This is a genomic window from Bradyrhizobium tropiciagri (genome assembly GCF_018130545.1).
Lineage (GTDB): Bacteria > Pseudomonadota > Alphaproteobacteria > Rhizobiales > Xanthobacteraceae > Bradyrhizobium > Bradyrhizobium tropiciagri_A.
On sequence record NZ_JAFCKF010000002.1, the window covers coordinates 1087747 to 1111587 of the forward strand.

Here is a 23841-nt window from a genome sequence, read left to right on the forward strand (position 1 = left end):
GAAGACCGCAACCCACATTTCCGTGAGGCCTCGGGGACGAAGCCGCAACCAAGCAGCCGAGGTCGATGTCCCTACCCCTGGGCTTGTCGACGGCAGCGCTGCCGGCTTATGGCTTTGAAATCTTTCCAGTCTGTCCGACTCATGCGCCCCAAAACCTTTGAAGCCCATTGCCTGCGCCTGCCCGCCGCCACCAAGGTGGTGCAATGGGAAGGCACGTCGGTGTTCAAGGTCGGCGGCAAGATGTTCGCGCTGGCCGGCGGCTACATCGAGAGCACCGGCGGCTTCATGTTCAAGACCTCGACCATGGCCTATCAGCTCTTGATCGAGCAGGGCCTGGCTCGGCCCGCGCCGTATCTGGCCCGCGCCACGTGGGTGCAGCTTGTGCGGAATGACGCCCTGCCCGACGCCGAGCTCAGGGCCTATCTGGATCAGGCGCACGCGCTGATCGCCGCGAAGCTGACGCGGAAGTCGCGCAAGGCGCTCGGCTTCGACTGATCGACGCGGCCGCCGCGCGGTTCAGCTGCTGCCCAGCGGCTTGTCGGAATCGCCCGACAGCAATTTCGGAAACAGCTCCTTGAAGGCGAACTTGTCATCGCCCCTGGCGCGCTCGAAGCGCAGCACGACGTCGAACCGGCTGCCCTCCCATTTGGTCGGCGGCGTGCCCTTGCTGACCGGGATCAGCGGCAGGATATCGGAGATGATCGTCTTGTGCTCCCAGCACAGCAGCGCGACACCCTTCGACGCCAGCACGGCCTTCATCAGCGCCGGTTCTTGCCCCTTGGCAAAGCCTTCGTTTGGTTTCAGGTGGCAGCGCGCGGCGAGTGCCGAGATCGTCTCGGCGGGACGGCTCGACGGCGGCTGATTGGGCTTGGTGCCCGGCGTCGCCGCATAGATCGCGTCGGGCTTGGCATAGTCGCCGCCGGTGAGATCGGTGCCGAACAGCGCCGCCCATGCACCGGCGCGCTGCCAGCCGCGCAGCACGAGCGACTCGGTATCGGACACACCGTCCGCGGTGAAGCCAGGCCCCGGCCAGCCGTCGTCCGGCTTCTCGGCATGACGGATGATGAAGAGCGTTAGCGCGTCCATGGCGGCCTCTCCGGGGCAGATGTTGGGCGGAGTGATGCTAGCTCCGATACAGCCTGCGGTTGATGAACCGCATCACAATTTGCGAAAACTCGACCGGTACTGCGCCGGCGAGACGCCGAGCCGCTCGGTGAACACGATGCGCATCCGGTCGGCCGAACCGAAGCCGCAGTCGAACGCAACCGCTTTCAGTGGCCGATCACTGCCCTCGAGCAGCCGGCGCGCGGCATCGACCCGCGCCCGCTCGACGAATTCGTGTGGCGTGATGCCGGTCTCCTGCGCGAAGGCGCGGCCGAAATTGCGCACGCTCATGCCGACGGCCTCGGCCAGCGATTGCAGCGTATGGCGCTCGCCAACATGCTGCATGACATGCGCCTGCGCGCGCGCAATCGGCGAGGCCTCGTCGACCGGCGCGGTGAGATAGGGGCTGAACTGCGACTGCCCGCCCTGGCGCTGCGCCACCACGACCAGCCGCTTCGCCACCGCGACCGCGACCTCCGGCCCGTGACGCTCGGCGACCAGCGCCAATCCAAGATCGATTCCCGCGGTCACGCCGGCCGAGGTCATCAGCCTGCCGTCGCGGATATAGATCCGGTCGGGGATGACGTCCGCGGCCGGAAAGCGCGCCGCCAGAAGCTGCGCGTTCTGCCAATGCGTCGTCACCTTGTGGCCGTCGAGCAGCCCGGCATGGCCGAGCGCAAAGGCACCGGTGCAGATCGAGCCGTACAAGTCGGCACGCTCCGGCGCCCCGCGCAGCCAACGCGTCAGTTCGGGATCGGGATCGGCGTCGGGCAATGCGGGCCCTCCGGCGACCAGCAGAATATCGAACCGCTCGCTCGCCTCGTCGAAGCTGAGGTCGGCCGCAATCCTCATGCCGTTCGACGCGCGCAGCGGTGCGCGGCTGGCGCCGACCAGCACGGTCTCATAGCCGCTGCCCGCGGGCACAAAACCGTTGGTCTCCGCGAACACGTCGACGGGACCGGCGACGTCGAGCGCCTGAACCCCTTCGTGAATCGCGACCGCGACCTTCTGAACCGCCATGCCCTCTCCCTGCCCGCTGGCGCGAAACGACGTCTCGTTGGCCCGATCCGGCGGCGCACGATCGTTGCGAGATCGGGCCCAAACCAGCGACAAAGACACCGCGGATCACGTCACCAAGCGATCGGCATACACCGCAGAGACGAACGCCGCCCGCGTGATCGCACGCCACCGCCTCGTCTTGCCACATCGAGGAGCGTCTTGAAATGACCGAGATCATCGCCGGCATCCGGGTGCCCGACAGCGCCATGGCCCGCGCCGCAACCCAGCTGGTGCGCGAGACCGAGGACGATTTGCTCTACAATCACAGCCGCCGCGTGTTCTTCTGGGGCGCCCTGACCGGCAACCGCCGCAAGCTGAAGTTCGATCCGGAGCTGCTCTATATCGGCGCCATGTTTCACGACATGGGCCTCACGTCAGCGCATGCGAGCCCGGATCTGCGCTTCGAGGTCGACGGCGCCAATGCCGCGCGCGACTTCCTCAGGGGCTACGGCGTCGCCGAACGCGACATCGAGGACGTCTGGGCTTCGATCGCCCTGCACACCACGCCCGGCATTCCCGAGCATATGCGTCCGACCGTCGCGCTGGTCACCGCCGGCGTCGAGATGGACGTGCTCGGCATCGCCTATGACGATTTCTCGCATGAGCACCGCGACCATGTCTGCGCGCACCATCCGCGCGAAGCGAACTTCAAGGAGAACATCATCGATCATTTCGCAGGCGGCACCATCAAGAAGCCGCACACCACCTTCGGCAACGTCAAGGCCGACGTGCTGGCGCTGAAGGACATGAACTATGTCAGGACGAACTTCTGCTCGATCATCCTCGGTTCGAAATGGCCGACATGAGGTCAAGCGACCTCAGGCGTGCGGACCGCGGTCGGGCCCGGGATCCCGGCCGGCGGCCGCGAGCGAGAGCCGTCCCATGTAGTGGGCCCAGCCCTTGTCATGGGCCGCGCACTGCTCAGCGTTCGGCAGGCCGCTGTGGGTCATCCGAAGCAGCGTGCCGCTGTCCTTGTCGATCAGGTCGATCTCGATCAGGCTGGATCCCGGCGGCACTTCCGCGCCGCCCTCCCAGCCGAAGCTGTAGGCAAGACGATGCACAGGCACCACCTCGCGGAACGCACCGCGCGCGGCGCGGCCGCGGTCGTCGCCGAGACCCTTGAGCAAATAGAGTCCGCCGGGGTGCAATTCGGTCTCGGCCTCGAGCCCCATCCAGCTCACGATCTTCTGCGGATCGGTCAGGAACGCGAACACGGTTGCGGGCGGGGCTGCGATCTGCATCTCGCGTTGGACGATGAAGGCTTCGGTCATCGGTCTATCCTCCATGGGCAGTCAGGTTTCGGGATAATTCGTGACAAGGGTGGTGCGTCAACCCCATGATGGGGTGATGCAATTGTCCTCGACACTGAGCTGGCTGGTCGACGCCGCAGCCGAGACCGCAGGCGCCAATCGGTTGCTGGCGGACCTCGGAAGCCACCTTATCACGGATGGCCTGCCGCTTGCCGGCGGCGCGCTGACGCTCGAAGTTCCGCACCCGCTGATCGCACGGCGCACCTGGCTGTGGCGCGCCGAGAATGGCGAGGTCATCGAGGCGCTCGGGTTTGCGCCGGAACAACCCTTCGCGATGCCCGAGATGGTGGGGTCCGGCGATGCCGGCCGGCGCTGGCTCAATGGTCTCGCGCCCGGCCCGATCCACGAGGACACGATCGGAACGCGACCGGATGGTCCGACGCTGAGCTGGATCGGGACACATCCCTTCACGCCCGCCGAGGCGGATCGGTTGCGCGAGGCGGCGCGCTTCATGGCCGCACCGCTCGCCGCGCTCGCGGCGCGCGCGACCTTGACGGCGGCGCTGGAGGCCTATCTCGGCCGGCGCAGCGCGGCGCGCGTGCTGGCTTCGCCCTTGCGGCGCAACACCGGCGAAACCATCCGCGCCGCGCTGCTGTTTGCCGATCTGCGCGGCTTCACCGCGCTCTCCGAAAGCCATCCGCCTGCCGAGGTGATCGCGGCACTCGATGCCTGGTTCGACCGCATCGCCGGCGCGATCCACGCCTTCGGCGGCGAAGTGCTGAAATTCATCGGCGACGGCCTGCTCGCGATCTTTCCGGTCACCGCCAGCGCACGCAGCGCATGCGAGGCGGCATTGCGCGCCGTGGCGGCAGCGCGCGTCGGCATGGCGCATCTCGACATCGAGCGGCGCAAGCAGGGTTTGCCGCCGCTGCCGTTCGGCGCGGCGCTGCATCTCGGCGAGGTGCACTGGGGCAATATCGGCGCGGCCGACCGGCTTGACTTCACCGCGATCGGCGCAGCAGTCAATCTGGTCAGCCGGCTGGAGGGCCTGTGCAAACCGCTGGAGCAGAGTGTGCTGGTCTCGGAGGCCGTTGCGGCCGAGACCGAGACGCCGCTGGTCGCGCTCGGCACCCATGAGCTGCGCGGCATCGCGCGGCCCTGCGCGGTCTTCACTCTGCTGGAGGGGTGAGCCGGTCATCGGAACAGCCGCAGCCAAGGCGACAGATGGAATGCGCTCATCAGCGCATACATCGGGACCATCCCCTGCAATGACAACGGCCCCTGCATGGCGCCGCAGATCATGTCGGCCGGCGCCAGCGCGGCGGCGAGCGCCATCACCGCGAAGGTCGGCGCCGCAGCCAGCGACAGCCAGCGCGCCACCGTCGAACCACGCCCGCCCAGCCTGCCCTTCAACCAATCGTCACGTGTTTCGATACCGCTCATCATTCGATCTCTCTGGAGATGATCCATGTCGTCATGTGCTAGGTTAGGACCGGGCCTCGGAGGGCGAGAGTGACAAGTGTGTCGGGATTCGAATGGACTCGCTGATTACAGCTGCGGCGCGCGCGCTTGCGGCCGGTGATCCCCTCGGCGCACTGAAACGGGTGGCCTTGCGCGACGATGCGCCGGCGCTGGCACTGCGCGGCATCGCAATGGCAAGGCTCGGCGATTTCGCCCGCGCCAAGGAGCTGCTGCGGCGCGCCGGCCGTGCCTTCGGTCCACGGGAAGCCATCGCGCGGGCGCGTTGCGTGGTGGCCGAGGCTGAGATCGCGCTGGTGTCGCGCGACCTCTCCTTTACCTCAAAGAGCCTCGCCACGGCACGCGCGACGCTCGCGGCGCGCGGCGATGCGCTCAACGCCGCGCACGCCGGCTATCTCGAAATCCGTCGCCTGCTCCTGATCGGGAGCCTCGATGCTGCCGAGCGGATGCTTGGCGACCTCGATCCGGCGCCCTTCCCGCCGGCGCTGCGCGTCGGCCATGAGCTGGTCGTCGCCGGGATCGCGATGCGGCGGCTACGCACCAAACCGGCACGCGAAGCGCTGGCACGGGCCAGGGACGCCGCGCGCCGCGCCGGCATCGCAGAGCTTGCGGCCGAGGTCGAAAGCACCGCGCGTCTGCTCGCCACGCCGGCGGCACGTTTGATTGCACGCGGCAGCGAGCGGCCGCTGCTGCTCGAGGAAGTCGAAGCGTTGATGGCGTCGAAGGCGCTTGTCGTCGATGCCTGCCGCTTTGCGGTGCGTGATATCAGCACGACTATCTCTCTGAACCGGCGGCCGGTGCTGTTCGCGCTCGCCCGCGCACTGGGCGAAGCCTGGCCGCAGGACGTGTCGCGCAGCGCGCTGATCGCGCGCGCCTTTCGCGGCAAGCACGCCGATGAATCGCACCGGGCGCGGCTGCGGGTCGAGATCGGGCGGCTGCGCCGGGCGCTGCGGCCGCTTGCCGATCTCAGCGCCACGCCCGACGGCTTCGTGCTGGAGCCGCGCGGCCGCCGCGAGGTCAGCGTGCTGGCGCTGCCGGTCGAGGAGGAGCACGCGGCGGTCCTGGCCTTCCTCGCCGACGGCGAGGCCTGGTCGAGTTCGGCGCTGTCGGTCGCGCTCGGCGCCAGCCAGCGCACCGTGCAGCGCGCGCTCGACGCGTTGGCCGCCACCGGCAAGGTGCAGTCGGTCGGCCGCGCCCGGGCCCGGCGCTGGATGACGCCTCCGGTGCCGGGATTCACGACGACGTTGTTACTCCCTGCCCCGCTGCCGAACGGCTAGCATCGGGCTGAGATTACAGGAGTCGAGCATGAAGAAGTCCGAAGCCGAGATCATCCGGGAATATGCCTTCGAGGGCGTCGAGAGCGTCGGCGGCGTCAGCTTCGACGGCGAGCAGGTCTGGTTCGCGGCCGGTGGCCGGCTGGTCGCGTTCGATCCCGACAGCGGCAACACCACCCGCACCCTCGACATCGCGGCCCATGCCGGCACCGCCTTCGACGGCAAGCATCTCTATCAGATCGCCGAAGACCGCATCCTGAAGATCGAGCCGAGCAGCGGACGCGTGATCTCCACCATCCCCGCGCCCGGCGGCGGCCGCGACTCCGGCCTCGCCTGGGCGGAAGGCTCGCTGTGGGTCGGCCAGTATCGCGACCGCACCATCGTTCAGGTCGATCCGGACACCGGCAAGGTCATGCGCACCATCGAAAGCAACCGCTTCGTCACCGGCGTCTCCTGGGTCGATGGCGAACTCTGGCACGGCACCTGGGAGGAGGATCAGAGCGACGTCAGACGGATCGATCCAAAGACCGGTGAAGTCATGGAGCGGCTGGAGATGCCGAAGGGCACATTCGTCTCCGGGCTCGAATCCGACGGCAAGGACCGCTTCTTCTGCGGCAGCGGCTCGACCAACAACAAGGTGCGCGCCATCCGACGGCCGAAGCGCAGCCGCGCGTGAAGCGATCAATCGCTGCACGCGCAGTGAAACTCACGCTGGCGCGGGCACCGCGGTGGGCCGCGCCGATGCCATCGGCCGGAAGGTCATCATGATCAGGAATGCGCCGAGGCCGGTGGCCCAGGAGCCGACATAGAGCCACGTATAGCTCGCAAAGGTGTCGTAGATCAGGCCGCCGGCGAGCGGTCCGGTGGCCATGCCGAGGCTGCCGGCCATCGCGGTGCCGCCGATCACGGTGCCCATCATGCGCAACGGAAAATTCTCGCGGATCAGCACCGAATACAGCGGCATGGTGCCGGCATAGATGAAACCGAAGATCGCTGCGACCGCGTAGAACGCGGCTAGCTCGCGCACGAAGACATAGCCGAGCGCGCCGAATGCCTGCGCCAGCAGGCCGAGCACCAGCACGCGCTTGGCGCCGAAACGGTCACCGAGCAGGCCGAAGGCGATGCGGCCGCCCATGCCGGCGAGCCCTTCGACGCTGTAGATCGTGACTGCAGCGACCAGCGGAATGCCGCAGGTGACCGCGTAACTCACCGTGTGGATGATCGGTCCCGAATGGGTGGCGCAGCAGAAGAAATTGGTCGTGATCAGGATCAGGAATTGCGGCGAGCGCAGCGCCTGCGCCAAAGACATCGGCGGCTCGCCGTTCACGGAGACCGCTTCGGGCGCGTCGCCTTGCAGCGCCGGCGGCCGCCGCACCAGCAACGACACCGGGATCATGATGGCACCGACCACGCCCGAGACGATCAGCATCGCAGTCCGCCAGTCGTGGTGGGAGATCAGCCAGGCCGCGAGCGGCGACATCGTCATCGGCGCCATGCCCATGCCGGCCGACACCAGCGACACGGCAAGACTGCGGTGGGTGTCGAACCAGCCGGTGACACTGGCCATCATCGGGGCGAAGATCGCCGCCGTGGCCGCGCCGACCAGCCCGCCGAACACGAACTGAAAGGCCAGCAGCGAAGTCGCCTGGCTTGCCAGCGCAAGGCTTGCCGCCAGCACGATCGATCCGGTCAGCACCACCGGGAGCGGCCCAAACCGGTCCGACAGCGTTCCCCAGATCATGCTGGTGAAGGCCATCGCGAGGAAACCGATCGTCATCGCGCTGGAGATCCCGGTCACCGACCAGCCGGTCTCCCGCGCCATCGGCTGCAGGAATACCGGCAGCGAGAACATGCCGCCGATCGCGACACAGCCAAGCAGGCCCCCCGCCGCGACGATCACCCAGCGATAGGTCGAGTTGCTCATTCCGGAACTCCCATGCCGTCCGCTCTGGCTGGAAGACGAACGGACCGGACTGGAACCGACAACGGACGACCGCAATAGCTTACTTTTTTCAAGCCTGGCAGAGGCCGCGGTCGCTACCCGGAGGGGTTCCTTTTTGCTCGCCGCCGGTGTTTCCTCTGCACGGCGGAGAACGGGCATGCGGGGATGGTTGGGAGAGAAGATCGGCGCGGACATCTTCGCTGATGTCCACGCCTGGGCGCCCGGTCAGGTCGTCAAGCTGTCCAAGCCAGGTATCCCGCACTGGGTCGTCCAGCACGAGACGCAGATCACCCGCGCGGTCTTCGCCGCCGGCGGCCCAGCGCCGGAGGTGCTCGGCGAAGTCACCCTGGACGGCCGCTTCGGCATCGTACTGCCGCGGTTCGATGGGCCGACCCTGTTGCAGGCGACGCGTACCGGCGCCATCACGCGCGAACAAGCCGGCGCAATCCTTGCGACACTCTGCCTTGCCGTTCACAAGACGCGACCGCCGCCGGACGCACTCTCGCTGCGTGAGGCGATGGAGGCCAGATTGCGGTTCGTCGGCAGCGTGCTTCCGGAACGCATCACCACCGGCGTCCTCGCGCTGATCGAGCACCTCGCGCCCGATGACGTGCTGTGCCATTCCGATCTTCACCCCGGCAACGTGATCATGACGGCGCAGGGTCCGAGACTGATCGACTGGCTCGGCGCGGCTCGTGCACCTGCCGCCTACGAGATTGCGCAGTGCCATGTCCTGATTGCCGAGCTTGACCCGGAATGCGCCGACGCTCCGGAGCGGGCCACGGTCAATTCGGTTCTGCAGGCGGAGTATGCGCGGCTGGCCGGCATCACCCCAGCGGCGCTGACGGCGGCGATGCAGCCCTATTTGCCGATCGTCCGCGTCTTCCTGCTGCTCAGCGGGGCCATGCCGGACCTGCGGCAGCAGCTGATCCAGCGCATCGAGGAGGCCCTGCGCGCGGAAGGCTGAATTGCTTGGTCGCGCGCGAGCCGGAGCGCGCTCCCGCGTCAAATTTGAAGGATCTCCTACGAAGGGTGGTAACCATCCTTCGTAACCCTGCGCAAACGCGGAACGGATCACAGTCTTGCCCGGTGAGAATTGCACCGGAGCGCAGATGTATTCGAGGCTCCTCGATCAGGCTCACGCAGCGTTCTGCGCACCATCCGCGACGGTCCGGATGCTGGTCCTCGCCCTTGTGTCGCTCGGCATTCTAGGCGGTACGTGGCTCGTCTATTTTAGCGGTGGAGCGCAGTTCGCCACCCTGCACATCATGTATCTGCCCATTATCCTCTCCGCGCTGGTGTTCGGAGCCGCCGGCGGACTCGTTGCCGGCGTGGTTTCCGGGCTCCTGCTCGGCCCCTTCATGCCTTTGGACGTCCTCGACGGCGAGGCTCAGCAGCTGGTCAACTGGCTGCTCCGCGCTGCGTTCTTCTGCCTGATCGGCGGGATTGTCGGCATCGGTGCAAGCGCCCTGCGCCGGCAGTTGAACCGGCTCGACTGGCTCACAGAACATGACCCGAGTACGGGTCTGCTCAATCAGGCCGGCTTTGCAAGGCTGCAGCGGCAAGCAATCGAGTGCAAGCTCGTGCCCCCTGAGCGTGTGCTGGTCGTGGCGCAGATCAAGAACATGCTCGACATCCAGAACACGTTCGGCGCTCGCTTCACCGAGAAACTGCTTCAGCAGGTGTACGCGCGGGCACGAAGGATCGTTCCGGCGAACCTCGCGATCGGCCTGATTCAGCGCGATCGCCTCGCCGTGGCTTTTGACGCCATTGCGGAAGCACGAGCGCTGCGCGCGAAGATCGAAGCCAGCATTCGCTCGCCCTATCAAGTCGATGAAGTGCCCGTTTACGTCGACTTTGCGTTCGGCGCGGCCACCTTTCCCGCTCATGGCAGGACGTTCGATGAGCTTCTGCAAAAATCAAAGATCGCGATGCACGCCGCGGCAACGCGAAATCTTCCCTTTGTCCTCTATGATACCCACGCCGACGCCAGCAGCCGCGAGACTCTGGAATTGCTCGGCATGATTTCCACCGCCCTCGCCAACAAGGAGTTCGCGGTGTGGCATCAGGCGAAACTCCGGCTGGCAACCGGTCGAATCGCCGGCACCGAGGCGCTATTGAGATGGCGCCACCCGACACGCGGCTTCATTCCACCGGGCGCCTTCATTCCGCAGGCGGAGAAAACGCCGCTGATCGACGATCTGACCAAATGGGTGATCGGTGCGGCCCTGACGGATCAAGCGGCATGGCGCGCCCGAGGGCATTCATTTGGCGTAGCGATCAATCTTTCCGTGCACAATCTGCATGAACGTTCACTGCTCAAAACCCTTCACGAGACGGTCACGCAGCATTCTATCGCGCCCCAGCAGGTCGAACTGGAAGTCACGGAAAGTGCCGTCATGGATGACTTCGACTACTGTGTCGACCTTATGCGGAGGCTTCGCGATCTCGGTTATCGCGTATCGATAGATGATTTTGGCACGGGCCATTCATCGTTGGCCTATTTGAAAAAGCTTCCCGTCAGTGCACTCAAGATTGATCAGGCATTTGTGCGCGGTCTGGCCTCTGATCAGACCGACCAGAAGATCGTGCGCACCGTTCTGGAACTGGCACGGTCGTTAAATCTCGAGAGCGTCGCCGAGGGTGTTGAAGATGAGACGACGCTGGCATTGTTGAAAGAATGGGGTTGCGATTATGCCCAAGGTTACGCGGTGCACAGGCCGGCCCCCTTTGACGAACTGCTGGCATGGCTCGACAAGCCGCCGCTGAACTCAGCCGCCTGAATCGGTTCAGCCCCCCGGTCTACTACGCGAGGGAGACAGATCCGTTACGATGATCGCGGCGATCATCGCGAAGAGCGGATGTTTCATATGCAAGGCGGTTGCGAAGCCCAGCGACAGGCCCGCCGAGAGGCCCGCCCTTATGGCAAGCTGCGCGCCAACCGTGAAGGCCGTCAATTTCGCTTCGTTAGGTAGCTGCCAAATTCCGGCATGGCGATCAGTTTAACCGGACCTATGGCGTTTGCACCACCAATCCATCTACCCTTGGTACATATCGGGTCGGGTTCAGGTTTGGCGCCAACGGATGTCTGCGATGGGTCAATAGCAGCCGATAGACGAGGCTAGAGGACTTCCGGTTCACGTCGGAGAGCCGACGTTCCGGATGGTCTTACGGGCTGTCCGGCATGGGCCAGAACTGCAAGTCGCAAGGTACGAATTGTGCGCTTCAGCCTACGGGTATGGTCAATCGAGCTTGAACGTCGCTTTCAAGAACGTCTTGACGGCGCGGGTGGCCGCTTCGGTTGCAGCGGGGTCGTGGCCGAGGTGTGGTCCATGAGCGACGCAAGCATCCTTGTAGGTAAATGGTTGCTTGGTCGCGACATTGACAAGAACTCCGCCGGGTCCTTCCAGAATTCTACAGTTGCGCACGCTCTCGTAGGTCGGTGAAATCGCCGCGGGCTGGGCACCCAGCGGATTGTCGAAAGCATGCGACGCATTTGGATATTCGGTCAGTTCCACGTCATGACCCGATGCCTTCAACCGTTCGACGTAACTCTTGCAGGCTGAGATCGGATTGTAGTCATCAAGCGTGCCGCCGAAGATACGGATTGGCCGGTCCGCGACATCAGTATCGCCGACGAAGGTCGTCATGCAATCCGGGTAGAACGGCAGATACGCCGCAAGATCGACACCGGACTTATTCCACATCTGATGAAACCGCTTCAGGCTGGCATAGAGCGTGGCCTGACCGCCCCGCGAAAAGCCCATCAGAGCGATGCGTTGCGGGTCGACGCGAGGATGCACCGCGAGAACGTCGAGCGCGCGGTAGATATCGAGGATGAAATTCAGGCGGCCGAGCAAGGCTTGGTTGCTGTTCACCTCGGTAAGATCGCGACCCGAGAGGCCGTCGAGAGCAAAGGTTGAAATACCGATCGCGTTGAGTTCTCGCGACCAGTACTCGATGTTGGGCGCGAAGCCGCCGGAGCCATGCTGGAGCACGACGACCGGCAGGCGGCCTGCTCCTTGGGCGATGCGAAGTTGACCGACGAGTGTCGTGGGCTTGCCGTTGTTGTCGCCCTTAAGAAATTGCTCGTCGGTGAGCGTCAATGTCTGGATGGGCCGCAGCTCGGTTCGGGCAGCGAAATCCCTGGTTTCAATCTCCGCAGCGTAGGCGGATGATAAGACACTGATCAGTATCGCGATTGCAGCGACCTGGCGCATGCCTGGCCTCCCGTGTCTGCTCACTTAGGGAGTTACCGTAGCTCGACTATAGTACCGTTCCTGCAGGGAGTGGAGAGCAAACAACCGCCTTGGGTCACTCGGCGATATCCCTGACGTCCAGTCGCTTGTCAGCTTCGCCCCTGAAGGCGGGCGTCCCGGATTATGAGTACGCGCCCTCACCTCCTGTCAGCGGCCGGCCAGACTGCATCCGGGCTGCGGCGCGATCTCGCCGAGCGCGCGGACCTGCACCAGTTCTGCGCCTTGGGTCTTGGCGATGAACATGTTCATCGCCGTGTGGTGATCCTGAGCGAGCGTCACCGGGCCGGTCGGAGACGGAATGGTGAGGCCGGCCATCGCGTCGATGATGGCCTCCTTGTCGAGCTTGCCGGCCTTTTCAGCCGCGGCCTTCAGCGCGATCAGTGTGTTGTAATGCGTCATCACGTAGTTCGACACCGCGACGCCGGGACCTGCCGCGGCGCGCGCTTTGGTGACAAACGCCTTGACGGCGGAGTCCTCGCTCGCTGCGACCGCAGGCACCACCGTAACCATATTCTGGCCCTTGCCACGGAAGATACCGAGATCGACCTCCGACAATCCAAGGAAAGCGACGGTAATGTCCTTCAGCAATCCGGCCTCGTCGGCCTGTCGGATGAAATCCATCCCGTCGCCCTTCAACGCGAACAGCAGCACCTTGGCCTTGCTCGCCGCGATCTCCTTGATCAGCGGCGAGAAGTCTGTCTCGGTCCCCAGCGTATACTTCGTCTCGACCACCTTGCCGCCGAGCTGCTCGATCAGCGGCTGCGCGATGCCGAACATCTGATGCGGCCAGACTCGGTCGGCGCCGAGCAGGAAGTAGGTATTGCCGAAGGTCTGCGTCATGTAGGGCAACAGCTGGCCCAGCTCCTGGTTCGGCACTGCGCCTAACGAAAACAGATAACGGCTGCATTTGCCGCCCTCGTAATTGGTGGCGTAGAGCAGCGGGGTCTTCGAACTCTCGGCCAGCGGCACCAGCGCATTCAGATTGCGCGATGTGATCGGGCCGACGACGGCCAGCACGCCTTCTTTTTCGACCAGTGCGCGCATCGCCTCCGTGGCCGCCTCCGGCCGCGTCTTGTCATCGGCATAGACGATCTCGACCGGCCGGCCGAGAATGCCGCCGGCCGCGTTGATATCCTTGGCGGCCAGATCGAGCCCAAGCCTGGCCTGCTGCCCGTACAGCTCGACGCCACCGGAAAACGGCAGCACCGCGCCGACGCGGATCGGTGCGGCGGATTCGGCTGCGCGCGAAGGCTGAAGCAGCGCGCCATAGACCAACAGCGCGAAGGACATCCAGGTGATCGAGCGTGATGCCATATGCGTCTTCCCTTCGAGCAGGATGCAATCGTGCTTGATCGATCCTATCGGAGCGGCACTGAAGATTTCGTCAAACACGCCCCCATTTGCGTCACATTCGGAGCTATGCTGACCTCGCGCGTCGAGACTGCTCCGCGCCCTCCTCCCAAGATTTCAGTCTAATCGGGCAACCGCATCCGCTGAGTGCCGACTCACAATCCGTCATGACCAATGAAAGGACGCCATTTGCAAAACCGCTTCGTCCTGATTTCCGGCTGCTCTGGTGGCGGGAAATCGACCTTGCTGGCCGAATTGCACGCGCGCGGCTATCCGATCGTCGAAGAGCCCGGCCGCCGCATTGTCGCCGAGGAGCTCGCATCCGGTGGCAAGGCACTGCCCTGGATCGATGCTGCAGCTTTCTTGCGGCGCGTGGTTGACGTCGCCCTGACGGACAGGGAGATGGCCAGGGCTCATTCCGGCTGGGTGTTCTTCGACCGCGGCCTCGTCGACGCGGTGTCGGCCCTGGAGGCATTGACCGGCGAGCGGGTGCTGCGCCCGACCTGCTTCGACCATCGCTACCACCGGCGCGTGTTCATGACGCCGCCGTGGCCGGAGATTTACGTCACCGACGCCGAGCGACGGCACGGTTTCGAGGCTGCAACGACTGAGTATCAGCGGCTGATGGAAACGCTGCCGACGCTCGACTACGATCTCGTCGTCCTGCCGAAAATACCGCCGTACGCGCGGGCCGATTTCGTGCTGGCGACGCTCGGCGGCACCGCATCGACAGCCTGATCAGGCTGTCACTCCGCGGCCTCGCGATGCGGAACGCCCTGCTCGACGTCCAGCTGCAGGATGTCATTGAAGCGATTGAAGGCGCCGCACAGCGCGATCCGCCAGGTCAGCTCGACGATCTGCGCTTCCGAGAAATGCTCACGCAAGCGTGCGAAGACCTCGTCGCGGGTCCTGTTCCAGTTGTTGGTAACGGCGATCGCATATTCGACCACGAGCTTGTCGAGCGCGTCGAGCTCGGGGTGATCCTGATAGTCGAGCAACCGCTCGGCGCCCGCCTCCGAGACGCCCTGGATCGCGAGTTTCGGCGCATGATGCGACACGCAGTAATCGCATTTGTTCAACAGCGACACCGTCACCAGGGCGAGCTCGAGATGCCGCTTCGAAATCACCGCCTCGTCGGCAAGATCGACCAACAGCGACCACATGTGCTTGAAGATTGGCGGACGCTGGGCCATGACGCCGGCCTGGTTCTCGAACGCGCCATAGGTCGTCATCTTGTCCCACAGCGGCCTGAGCTCGCCCGGCAGGTCGTTCCTGGTCTTGATAGACACGCGTGACATGATCTTGCCTCGGATCGGAATTGAACCGATGCAGCCTGCCCCGCTTCGCTCGATACCGCAAGCCGCCCGACGGCATGGCAAGTATCACGCCGGATCGCTGCCGCCCGCGACGGTGCAGGCGAAGCCATCGCCTGCTAGAACGACGTCCCGCCGCCAAACCTGAACTCCTGCACGATGTCGTATTTGCCCTTGGTGATCGGCACCGCATAATCGAAGCGTAGCGGGCCGAATGGCGAGGCCCAGATCAGGCCGACGCCGACCGAGGTCCGCACCACGTTCTCGTCGTCGTATTGGAGACCGCATTTGCAGGCGGCCGTATTCACCTCACCCGTCGCGGCCCACGAGGTCGGGCCCTGGTAGTCCCACAGCGAGCCGGCGTCCGCATAGACCGCACCCTTCAGCCCGACCTCGGAAGGCAGGAACCAGAACGGCATCTGCAGCTCCATCGACGCGCCCCAATATTTGGTGCCGCCGAGCGCATCGCCGACCGCGCCAAAGCCCGCATAGGTGATGTCGCGCGGTCCGATACCGCCGGTGGCAAAGCCGCGCACCAGGTTCGGCCCCATCTGGAAATTGTCGAGCATGCGCAGATCATTGTTTCCAACCTTGCTGAGCAGGCCGCCCTGCAGATGGATCAGACCGATCAGGTCGGACACCAACGGCGTGTAATATTTGGCGTCGACCGCGCTCTTCAGATAGGTCACGTCGCCGCCGACGCCGGCGAAATCCTGCTTGAAGTCGATCAGCAAGCCGTCGGTCGGGTTCTTGTTGTTGTCGAGCGTGTTATAGCTCAACGTATAGCCGACCGCCGAGGTCCAGGTTGCGCCCTGAGCCAGCTCCTCACGCACGGGCAAAGTGGCTTCGCCGTCGCCGTAGCAACCATACCCATAGAGCCCCGATGAGACCGAATTCGTGGGATCGACGCCGTGGAGCACACTCTGGATGTAGGCGGGCGTTGGATTGAACGCGAGCAAGGAGTTGGCGGCATTGTTGTTACAATTATCATAGGCACTCGCGAGCGAGACTTCCTGCTGATAGAGCGAATAGCGCAGCTGGAGCGTCAAATCCTCGCGTAAGGCAAGGCCGAGCCGCGGCGAGAACCCGATCGTCTTCACGCCATAGGTCGTGTAGGCCGTCGGCAACTGCTCCTTGTAATAGGCGTCGAGCCCGAGCGCTATGCGATAGTCGAGCAGATAGGGTTCGACAAAGGACAGCGTCAAGCCGCGCGAGTATTCGCCATAGCTGACCGACGCCTTCGCAAACAGGCCACGGCCGAGCAGATTGCGTTCGGAGATGCTGACCTCGGCGAGCGGACCGTCGGTCGTGGAATAGCCGCCCGAGACGGAGAAGTCGCCGGTCGACTTCTCCTCCAGATCGACGACCAGGATCACGCGATCGCTCGATGAGCCGGGCTCGGTGGTGATCTTGACCGTCTTGAAGTAGTCGAGATTCTTCAGCCGCCGCTCGGCACGATCGACCAGCGCGCGATTATAGGCATCGCCCTCCGAAAGGTCGAACTCGCGCCGGATCACGTAGTCGCGGGTGCGGCCGTTGCCGCGGATGTCGATCCGCTCGATATAGGTGTGCGGCCCCTCGTCTACATGGAACACGATCCCTACCGTATGGGACTCGAAATTCCGGTTGCCGTCCGGACGGACCACCGCGAACGAATAGCCACGGCGCGAGGTCTCGATCTGCATCTCCTCCACCGACTTCTCGATTGCCTCGGCGTTGTAGAGCGAACCGACGCTGACGCGCGAGAGCGACCGCAGGCTGTTCGGATCGAAGCCCGCAATGGCGGACTGGAAGCTCACGGTGCCAACACGGTACTGCTGCCCCTCCTCGATCTTGAATGTCACCTGAAAGCCCTTGTGCTCCGGGTCGTATTCGGCGAGCGCAGCCACCACCTGCACGTCCGCATAGCCGTGCTTCAGATAGAAGCGCCGGATCAGGTCGCGGTCGGCCTCGACACGGTCGGGATCGTAGATGTTGGCGTTGCCGAGGAAGCTCAGGAAGTTGGTCTCGTGGGTCTTGATCACGTCCTTCAGGCGCGCCGTGGAGAAGGCGTTGTTCCCCATGAACTCGATGGTCTTGATGCCGGTCTTGGCGCCCTCGTCGACGGTGAAGACGAGATCGACACGGTTGTTCGAGCGCTCGATGATCTCGGGCGTGACGCGCACATCGTAGCGGCCGGAGTGGCGGTAGATCTCCGCGATCCGCAGCGCATCCGACTGCACCATCGGCCGTGACAGCGTGCCCCGCGGCTTCGACTGCACCTCGGCCGACAGCTGCTCGTCCTTGACCTTCTTGTTGCCCTCGAACGCGACACGGTCGATCACCGGGTTCTCGACCACCGAGACCACGATCCGGCCGCCGACGCGATTGATCTTGACGTCCTGGAACAGGCCGGTGCCGACCAGCTCCTTGAGCGCGTCGTCGATGGCCGCCTGATCGAGATGTCCGCCGGGCCCGGGCCTGAAATAGGAGCGGACGGTCTCCGCCTCGACCCGCCGGTTGCCTTCGATCGTGATCGCATCAACCGATTGGGCCGCCACCGGTGCCACCAACGGCCAAGTCACCAGCGATGTCACCGACGTGCCCGGGATCGAAAAGCCGGTAAGCACGATCGCCGCGACAAGGCTCCGCCACGTCTTCATTCCACACCTCGCGAACAAGTCACCCGTTGTGACGGGATGCTGATGGCTGCGATGTGGCTGCAGGATTGCGGGATTATTTCCAGTGATTTGGGACTGTGAGCGCAACGCGGCGCAGCTACCGGCCCGGTTTGTTTCCGCCTGCGGGCGCCGCTCACAGTTCAGAAACACTATGCTTACGAAAAGGCGTAATGCCGCCCACAAGCGACGCCTATGCTGGTCGATGGGTGGCTGAGCGCGCCGCAACGCGCGCGAAAATACCCTTAGGAAGAGGCCCAGTCGCGGACCATGCTTGCACATACGCCAAAGATCCTGGTCGTCGAGGACGATCTGCCAACCAGAGACCTGATTGCCCGCTACCTGCGCGATCAATCCTGTCTGGTCGCCACGGCCTCGAACGGCCGGGAAATGGATCGTTACCTTGCCGGGCACTCGCTCGATCTCGTCGTGCTCGATCTGATGCTGCCGGGAGAGGACGGATTGACCCTGTGCCGCCGCCTGCGCGGCGACTCGACAATCCCGATCATCATGCTGACAGCGAAGGGCGAGGACCTCGACCGGATCCTCGGGCTCGAGATGGGAGCGGACGATTATCTCGCCAAGCCGTTCAATCCGCGCGAGCTGCTGGCGCGGATCAACGCCGTGCTGCGCCGCCAGGCGCAGGCCGACCTTGCCGGGCGCTCCGGCCAGAGCGCCACCCGCCTGCGCTTCCAGGATTGGACCATCGATCTGCGCTTGCGCGAACTGCGCGATCCCGACGGTGCCCAGGTCACGCTGACCAGCGCCGAGTTCGACCTGCTGCAGGTGTTCTGCGAACGGCCCGGCCGGATACTGACGCGCGACGGCCTCCTGACCATGACGCGCAGCCGGCCGGCCAGTCCGTTCGGGCGCAGCATCGACGTGCTGGTCAGCCGGCTTCGCCGCAAGCTCGATATCAGCGAAGGATCGTCCGTGATCAGGACGGTGCGCACCGGTGGATACATCTTCACGCCGCATGTGGAGGACGCATGAGCTGGACCCGCAGGATCGCCGCGCTGTTCAGCTTCCGGCGGATCAGCGGCCAGATCGCAGCCCTGATCCTGTTCTCGCTGGTGTTGATCCACGCGCTGATCGGGCTTTATTTCGTCGGCCAGAAACCGAGGACGTTTCCGGATCGGCCGATCCATCAATTCGAAATGGTCGCAAAGCTTCTGGCCGAGAGCCCCGGTGCCGATCGCGCGCGGGTGCTGCAGGCGGCCAGGCGTGCATTCCCCGGCCTTCACATCGCACTGCGCGAAGCAAGCCCGGGGCTCTCCGGCGACGTGTCGTCCGCGACGCCCGTCGATCCGGAGCCCTCCGCGAAGGCACCGGCCAGGGTGCGGCTGCCAGACGGGGCCGTGGTCAAGGCGACGATCGGCTCGACCAAGATCCCGCCCTTCTTCGGCGGATTCTGGGTGAGCACGTTCCTGTTCCTGTTCGTTAGCGTCACGCTGCTCGGCGTGTGGGCCGGTCGCGCGCTGAGCGCGCCGCTCTCCGCCTTTGCCCGAGCCGCCGAGAATTTCAGCATCAGCCAGGCGGCCGCACCGCTTCCGGAGACCGGCCCGGAGGAAATCCGCGCTGCCGCCGTCGCACTCAATCGGATGCGCGAACGCATCACCACCCTGATGAATGACCGCACGCGCATGCTCGCAGCCATCAGTCATGACTTGCGGACGCCGATCACACGGTTGCGGCTCAGGTCCGAGTACATCGAGAACGACGCCCAGCGCGCGGAGACCCTGCACGATCTCGACCAGATGCAGGCCATGCTGGAATCCGTGCTCTCGTTCCTGAGCGGCGGCAGCGCGGCGAAGCCGACGCTGGTGAACGTGGCCGCGCTGTTGCAGACGGTCTGCGAGCAATTCTCCGATTGCGGTCATGTCGTGCGTTACCACGGCCCGAACAGGGCATCCCTCATGATCCGCCCGAGCGAGATCGGCCGCACCGTGACCAACTTGGTGGAAAACGCGCTGCGGTTCGGCAGCGAGGTCGATATCCGGCTGTCCGCATCCGCCGATCGGACCACCATCGACGTCTCCGACGACGGTCCGGGGATTCCGGAGCATCGCCGGGCCGAGATGCTGAAGCCCTTCGTCCGCGGCGATGAGGCCCGCACCATGGACGAGAAGAGCGGCTTCGGGCTCGGTCTTTCGATCGCGCAGGCGATGGTAGCCGGGCATGGCGGCGAGTTGTCCCTGCACGACAACGAACCACACGGTCTACTGGTCCGCATCGCGCTGCCGGGAGCGGTGCATCTTGGATCGGATCGAGCCGAAACGAGCCTGCCTCGCCCCGCACCGCGCGAGCTCGTGTCGGGCTAACCAAAGTGAGCTTCCTGGAGCGCCTTCAGGATCGCTTGCCCCGGCCGCCCGGCGGCTTCTGGCCGGTTCCGGAATCCTTCAGCTCGTCCGGCGTGACGCGGCAGTCGCCGTTCTTGTCGAATTGCAGGATGAACTCGTTTGGCTTCTCGACGAACTCGCGGCGGGTGATCTTGCCGTCCTGGTTCTCGTCGAAATAGCCGAAATCCGCATCGGCGAGCGCGCTGCCGGCACGACGCACGCCGTCGAACTCCGCAGGCGTCAGCATGCCGTCGTGATTGCGGTCGGCGCGATCGAACAGGCGGCCGAGATAAGCCTTCCACTCGTCGCAGGTGTAGACGCCGTCATGATTGCCGTCCCAGATTTCGGCCGTGGTCGCCGGCGAACGATCTCCGCCCGCACGAGGCGACGGCTGCGCCTGATCCGGTGAAGCCGGTTGCGCGGCCGCAAACGGCGCTGCCATGCAAGCCAGGCTGATCGCTGAGATCATCCCGCAGATCGATCGCAACTCTCTGCGCAAACCAGTCTCTCCTCCGCGTCGTCGCAATGCGGAGCGGAGTTGCCGGTTAGGCCGTGGCAAAAATGCGGAAGCCCGCAGTGCGGATACAGCGCGTTACAATTCGCTACGAACGGTCAGCCCTTCTTCGAATCGCCGCGCGTGTGATGCAGCAGGTTGTCGCGCAGCCTGACCACGCTCTTCTGCACGATCGGAAACTCATCGCCGAGCCCGGTGGCCTCGACCAGCGACGCGTTGATCTCCTTGTCGAGCAGCCGCCGGCCGGCTGTCGTCAGGCTCACCCGCACCTGCCGCTCGTCGGCAGGATCGCGGGTGCGGCTGATATAGCCGCTCTGCTCGAGCTTCTTGAGGATCGGCGTCAGCGTGTTGGATTCCAGGAACAGCTTCTCGCCGAGCGCGCTGACTGTCTGGTCGTCGGCCTCCGACAGCGCGATCATGGCGATGTACTGGGTATAGGTCAGGCCGACCGCGTCCAGGATCGGCTTGTAGGCGCGGCCGAAGGCCAGGTTGGCCGAATAGACCGCAAAGCACAGAAAATTCGAAAGTTTTCGGCCTTTGGTCTCGGCCTTGGCGAGGCGGGTCACGGGCGGCTCCGGAGTTTGTGAAGTCCGCGTCAATATAAATCGCATCCGATTAAATCGGAAGTGCTTGACACACCCGAATGCCGGGTTTATTTCACATCGTATCCGATTAGATCGGATACGATCTAAATTCAACCAAAGGAGTTCACCATGACCGCCAATGCCAAGGTTCTCGTGACCGGAAAGACCCACGTCACCGCCGGCCCGAACGGCGCCGCCCGTTCGCGCGACGGCTTCCTCGACGTCAAGCTGCCGCAGCCGCATCCGGCTGCCGAAAACCTGTTCGCCGCCGCCTGGTCGGCCTGCTACATCGGCGCACTCCAGCTCGCCGCCGGACAGCGCAAGGTCAAGCTCACGAGCGAGCCCGAGGTCGACGCCGAGATCGATCTGAACCAGGCCGGCAGTGCCTTCTTCCTGAGCGCACGCCTCAACGTCCACGTTCCCGGCGTCGAGCGCGAAGTCGCGCAGCAGCTGATCGAGGCCGCACACGGCATCTGCCCCTACTCCAAGGCGGTCCACGGCAACATCGACGTCACGACCACCCTCGTCTGAAACGCATGCATGACGACCTCCGACGCGGACCGGCCCCTCGCCGGTTCGCGGTCGGACAGATCGAGAAGACAAACCCGGAGCTCAAGATGACCAGCAAGCTGTTGAAGGCGACCCGCCTCCTCGCAAGGACGGCCTTGTTCGCTGCAAGCCTCCTGACGATCCCGAGCGCGCAGGCCGAGCTGCCGGCCGGCATCGCCCGAACTGACCTGCAGCGCCACGACCTCAGCGCGCCCGGACGTGAAGCCGTCCAGGTGCGCGTCGACATCGCGCCCGGCAAAGCGTTCGGCCAGCACACCCATCCCGGCGAGGAGATCATCTATGTGCTGGCCGGGACGCTCGAATACGACGTCGAGGGCAAGCCACCGGCGACGTTGAAGGCGGGCGACGTGTTGTTCATCCCCGCAGGCACCATCCATGCGGCAAAGAACGTCGGCAACGTGACCGCGAGCGAGCTTGCGACCTATATCGTCGAGAAAGACAAGCCGCTGCTGACCCTGGTGAAGTGACCGATCCCGCCTGCCCGCTCCCGCGCGCTTCTCATCCTGGGGCGGGCGCGGCGGCATCAAGTCACTTCGTGCCCTGAGCTTCGGCCTGCGCGACCTGCCGCGCATTGAAGATCAGGAAGCTGATCGCGGCCATGATCCAGACGCCGATGCCGCCATAGAGCATCACCCAACCAAACCCGCTCGCGAGCGCCTGGTGCACGATCGGCCCGGTCAGCTCCGGCGCAGACGCGGCATCACCGGCCGCGATCCGCTCGGCGATTGCACGAAGCTGCGCGCCGTCCATCGACGGCAGCACGGCCTTCAGATGCGCCAGCACACCGCTCGCCAGGATAAACCCCATCAGCGCGATGTTGACCGACAGCGAGACCATCCGCGCGCTCATGTCGATGCCGGAGGCCATGCCGGCGCGGTCGCTAGAGACCGAGCCGGTCGTCGTGTTGGTCACCGGCGTGTTGGTGATACCGAGGCCAATTCCGGCGAGCAGACAGCCCGGCAGCATCGTCAGCCAGTCCGGTTGCGCAGCGGCACTGCCGAACTTCATCAGCATGAATCCGGTGCCGATGATGAACAGCCCCGCCGGGATGATCAGGCCCGGCTGATAGCGCAGCGACAGCCGCTCGGCGAACGGCGGCATCACCAATGTCGGCAGCGTGTAGGCGAGCAGTGCAAGCCCCGCCGACACGCTGTCATAGCCGAGGCCGGCGTGAAACCAGATCGGCAGATAGATCATGAACGGCCAGTAGCTCAGGTTCATCGCGGCCGAGCCGATGATCGAGCCGGAGAAGGCTGGAATCCGGAACACGGAGAAGTCGAACATCGGCCGCCGGCTGACCTTCTCGGCAACCAGGAACGCTGTGAAGCTCACGGCCGACACGCCGAGGATCGCGAGACCCTTCGGGCTGACGAAGCCGAGATCCGGCCCCTGCGTGATGTAGAAGGCGAGGCAGAACACCGCGAGCGACATCGTCACGATGCCGGCGATGTCGAGGCTGCTCGCCTTCGGGTCCTTCGACTCGTGAACGCCGCCGATCGTGAGCACGAAGGCGACCGCCGCGAACAGCACGTGAACCAGGAACACCCACTCCCAGCTCAGCACCGCGACCACGGCGCCGCCGATGATCGGCCCGAAGCCGAGGCCGATGCCGAAGATCACACCCCACCAACCCCAGGCGACGGCGCGCAGGCGGCCACCCTGGAATTCGTGCGACAGCACGGCGATCTGGCAGATCAACAGCGCGCCGCCGCTCAGGCCTTGCAGGAACCGGGCGACGATCAGCATCTCGACGCTCGAGGCGACGCCGCAGATCAGCGAGGTGATGCCGAAGGCGGCGATCGCGACCAGGAAGACGCGCTTGCGCCCGTAACGATCCGCCACCGTCCCGATCGCCATCAGCACCGTGGTCACCGCGATGGTGTAGGCATTCATGATCCATTGCAGCGCCTTGAAATCGGCGTGCAGCACCCGCTCCAGCGTCGGCAGGATCGCGGGGATACTGGAGATCTCCAATCCAAACATCAGGCAGGCAAGGCAGACGGCTGACAGCACAATAGCGCCGCGGCGGCTCAGTTCAGTTGACATGATCGGGCCTTTTGTTGTGACGAGCCAACGGCATACCGCGCGCTGTTGCCAGGGTGCTGGCAGCAGCGTCGGTCGATCGACTCACGATGTATTGAGGCAGC

Annotated in this window: 24 protein-coding genes; 12 read left to right on the top strand and 12 right to left on the bottom strand. The window is 64.8% G+C overall.

Features of this window, described 5'->3' with window-relative positions; translation table 11 throughout:
- Window positions 1-141: 141 nt before the first annotated feature.
- The gene (locus tag JQ616_RS11815) at window positions 142-495 is read left to right on the top strand and encodes an MmcQ/YjbR family DNA-binding protein (RefSeq protein ID WP_212014487.1); all 354 of its coding nucleotides are present in this window, start codon (window positions 142-144) and stop codon (window positions 493-495) included.
- Between the two features lie 21 nt (window positions 496-516).
- Here JQ616_RS11815 and JQ616_RS11820 read toward each other — a convergent pair whose 3' ends face one another.
- Together JQ616_RS11820 and JQ616_RS11825 are read right to left on the bottom strand one after the other, a co-directional pair.
- Entirely contained in the window at window positions 517-1086 is a 570-nt protein-coding gene (locus JQ616_RS11820) for a histidine phosphatase family protein (protein ID WP_212014489.1), read from the bottom strand.
- A gap of 72 nt (window positions 1087-1158) precedes the next feature.
- Entirely contained in the window at window positions 1159-2124 is a 966-nt protein-coding gene (locus JQ616_RS11825) for a GlxA family transcriptional regulator (protein WP_212014491.1), read from the bottom strand.
- A gap of 203 nt (window positions 2125-2327) precedes the next feature.
- Between JQ616_RS11825 and JQ616_RS11830 the strand changes: the two genes are divergently transcribed.
- On the top strand, window positions 2328-2969 hold the full coding sequence (locus JQ616_RS11830; RefSeq protein WP_212014493.1) for an HD domain-containing protein: 642 nt from the start codon (window positions 2328-2330) through the stop codon (window positions 2967-2969).
- Window positions 2970-2981: 12 nt separating this feature from the next.
- On the opposite strand, the gene JQ616_RS11835 is transcribed toward JQ616_RS11830, so the two are convergent.
- The gene (locus JQ616_RS11835) at window positions 2982-3434 is read right to left on the bottom strand and encodes an SRPBCC family protein (RefSeq protein ID WP_212014495.1); all 453 of its coding nucleotides are present in this window, start codon (window positions 3432-3434) and stop codon (window positions 2982-2984) included.
- Between the two features lie 76 nt (window positions 3435-3510).
- On the opposite strand from JQ616_RS11835, the gene JQ616_RS11840 reads away from it, so the two are divergent.
- Window positions 3511-4602 (top strand): adenylate/guanylate cyclase domain-containing protein, encoded by a 1092-nt coding sequence (locus JQ616_RS11840; RefSeq protein WP_212014497.1) that lies wholly within the window; start codon window positions 3511-3513, stop codon window positions 4600-4602.
- A gap of 5 nt (window positions 4603-4607) precedes the next feature.
- Here JQ616_RS11840 and JQ616_RS11845 read toward each other — a convergent pair whose 3' ends face one another.
- The gene (locus tag JQ616_RS11845) at window positions 4608-4859 is read right to left on the bottom strand and encodes a hypothetical protein (protein ID WP_212014498.1); all 252 of its coding nucleotides are present in this window, start codon (window positions 4857-4859) and stop codon (window positions 4608-4610) included.
- Window positions 4860-4948: 89 nt separating this feature from the next.
- Between JQ616_RS11845 and JQ616_RS11850 the strand changes: the two genes are divergently transcribed.
- Together JQ616_RS11850 and JQ616_RS11855 are read left to right on the top strand one after the other, a co-directional pair.
- Window positions 4949-6169 carry a helix-turn-helix domain-containing protein gene (locus JQ616_RS11850; protein ID WP_212014499.1) on the top strand — a complete coding sequence of 407 codons (1221 nt, stop codon included), beginning with the start codon at window positions 4949-4951 and terminating at the stop codon, window positions 6167-6169.
- A 28-nt stretch (window positions 6170-6197) separates the two neighbouring features.
- Window positions 6198-6842, top strand: a complete 645-nt coding sequence (locus JQ616_RS11855; RefSeq protein WP_212014500.1) for a Vgb family protein — start codon at window positions 6198-6200, stop codon at window positions 6840-6842.
- Window positions 6843-6872: 30 nt separating this feature from the next.
- Here JQ616_RS11855 and JQ616_RS11860 read toward each other — a convergent pair whose 3' ends face one another.
- Window positions 6873-8090 carry an MFS transporter gene (locus JQ616_RS11860; RefSeq protein WP_212014501.1) on the bottom strand — a complete coding sequence of 406 codons (1218 nt, stop codon included), beginning with the start codon at window positions 8088-8090 and terminating at the stop codon, window positions 6873-6875.
- Window positions 8091-8277: 187 nt separating this feature from the next.
- Here JQ616_RS11860 and JQ616_RS11865 point away from each other — a divergent pair, with 187 nt between their 5' ends.
- Window positions 8278-9075, top strand: a complete 798-nt coding sequence (locus JQ616_RS11865) for an aminoglycoside phosphotransferase family protein (protein WP_249136625.1) — start codon at window positions 8278-8280, stop codon at window positions 9073-9075.
- A gap of 145 nt (window positions 9076-9220) precedes the next feature.
- Window positions 9221-10891 (top strand): putative bifunctional diguanylate cyclase/phosphodiesterase, encoded by a 1671-nt coding sequence (locus JQ616_RS11870; protein ID WP_212014502.1) that lies wholly within the window; start codon window positions 9221-9223, stop codon window positions 10889-10891.
- Between the two features lie 459 nt (window positions 10892-11350).
- On the opposite strand, the gene JQ616_RS11875 is transcribed toward JQ616_RS11870, so the two are convergent.
- Both JQ616_RS11875 and JQ616_RS11880 read right to left on the bottom strand, forming a co-directional pair.
- Complete coding sequence (locus tag JQ616_RS11875; RefSeq protein WP_212014503.1) at window positions 11351-12328, bottom strand: dienelactone hydrolase family protein; 978 nt, start codon at window positions 12326-12328, stop codon at window positions 11351-11353.
- A gap of 186 nt (window positions 12329-12514) precedes the next feature.
- Window positions 12515-13681 (bottom strand): substrate-binding protein, encoded by a 1167-nt coding sequence (locus JQ616_RS11880; RefSeq protein WP_212014505.1) that lies wholly within the window; start codon window positions 13679-13681, stop codon window positions 12515-12517.
- A 210-nt stretch (window positions 13682-13891) separates the two neighbouring features.
- Here JQ616_RS11880 and JQ616_RS11885 point away from each other — a divergent pair, with 210 nt between their 5' ends.
- On the top strand, window positions 13892-14455 hold the full coding sequence (locus JQ616_RS11885) for an AAA family ATPase (protein WP_212014507.1): 564 nt from the start codon (window positions 13892-13894) through the stop codon (window positions 14453-14455).
- A gap of 8 nt (window positions 14456-14463) precedes the next feature.
- Here the strand turns inward: JQ616_RS11885 and JQ616_RS11890 are convergent, their stop codons facing one another.
- Window positions 14464-15015 carry a carboxymuconolactone decarboxylase family protein gene (locus JQ616_RS11890; protein ID WP_212014509.1) on the bottom strand — a complete coding sequence of 184 codons (552 nt, stop codon included), beginning with the start codon at window positions 15013-15015 and terminating at the stop codon, window positions 14464-14466.
- Window positions 15016-15149: 134 nt separating this feature from the next.
- Window positions 15150-17672 carry an outer membrane protein assembly factor BamA gene (bamA, locus tag JQ616_RS11895; RefSeq protein WP_212014511.1) on the bottom strand — a complete coding sequence of 841 codons (2523 nt, stop codon included), beginning with the start codon at window positions 17670-17672 and terminating at the stop codon, window positions 15150-15152.
- A 285-nt stretch (window positions 17673-17957) separates the two neighbouring features.
- Between bamA and JQ616_RS11900 the strand changes: the two genes are divergently transcribed.
- Both JQ616_RS11900 and JQ616_RS11905 read left to right on the top strand, forming a co-directional pair.
- Window positions 17958-18680, top strand: a complete 723-nt coding sequence (locus JQ616_RS11900; RefSeq protein WP_212014513.1) for a response regulator — start codon at window positions 17958-17960, stop codon at window positions 18678-18680.
- Window positions 18677-20008, top strand: coding sequence for an ATP-binding protein (locus tag JQ616_RS11905; protein ID WP_212014515.1), 1332 nt, complete (start codon window positions 18677-18679; stop codon window positions 20006-20008). Before JQ616_RS11900 ends, JQ616_RS11905 begins: the two co-directional genes overlap by 4 nt.
- Before the next feature lie 25 nt (window positions 20009-20033).
- On the opposite strand, the gene JQ616_RS11910 is transcribed toward JQ616_RS11905, so the two are convergent.
- Together JQ616_RS11910 and JQ616_RS11915 are read right to left on the bottom strand one after the other, a co-directional pair.
- Window positions 20034-20495, bottom strand: coding sequence for an EF-hand domain-containing protein (locus tag JQ616_RS11910; RefSeq protein ID WP_212014517.1), 462 nt, complete (start codon window positions 20493-20495; stop codon window positions 20034-20036).
- Window positions 20496-20638: 143 nt separating this feature from the next.
- Window positions 20639-21106, bottom strand: a complete 468-nt coding sequence (locus JQ616_RS11915) for a MarR family winged helix-turn-helix transcriptional regulator (protein ID WP_349629982.1) — start codon at window positions 21104-21106, stop codon at window positions 20639-20641.
- A gap of 147 nt (window positions 21107-21253) precedes the next feature.
- Between JQ616_RS11915 and JQ616_RS11920 the strand changes: the two genes are divergently transcribed.
- Window positions 21254-21655 (top strand): Ohr family peroxiredoxin, encoded by a 402-nt coding sequence (locus JQ616_RS11920; protein ID WP_212014520.1) that lies wholly within the window; start codon window positions 21254-21256, stop codon window positions 21653-21655.
- A gap of 86 nt (window positions 21656-21741) precedes the next feature.
- Window positions 21742-22161, top strand: a complete 420-nt coding sequence (locus tag JQ616_RS11925) for a cupin domain-containing protein (RefSeq protein ID WP_212014523.1) — start codon at window positions 21742-21744, stop codon at window positions 22159-22161.
- A gap of 61 nt (window positions 22162-22222) precedes the next feature.
- Here JQ616_RS11925 and JQ616_RS11930 read toward each other — a convergent pair whose 3' ends face one another.
- Window positions 22223-23740 (bottom strand): MFS transporter, encoded by a 1518-nt coding sequence (locus JQ616_RS11930; protein WP_212014525.1) that lies wholly within the window; start codon window positions 23738-23740, stop codon window positions 22223-22225.
- Window positions 23741-23841 lie beyond the last annotated feature (101 nt).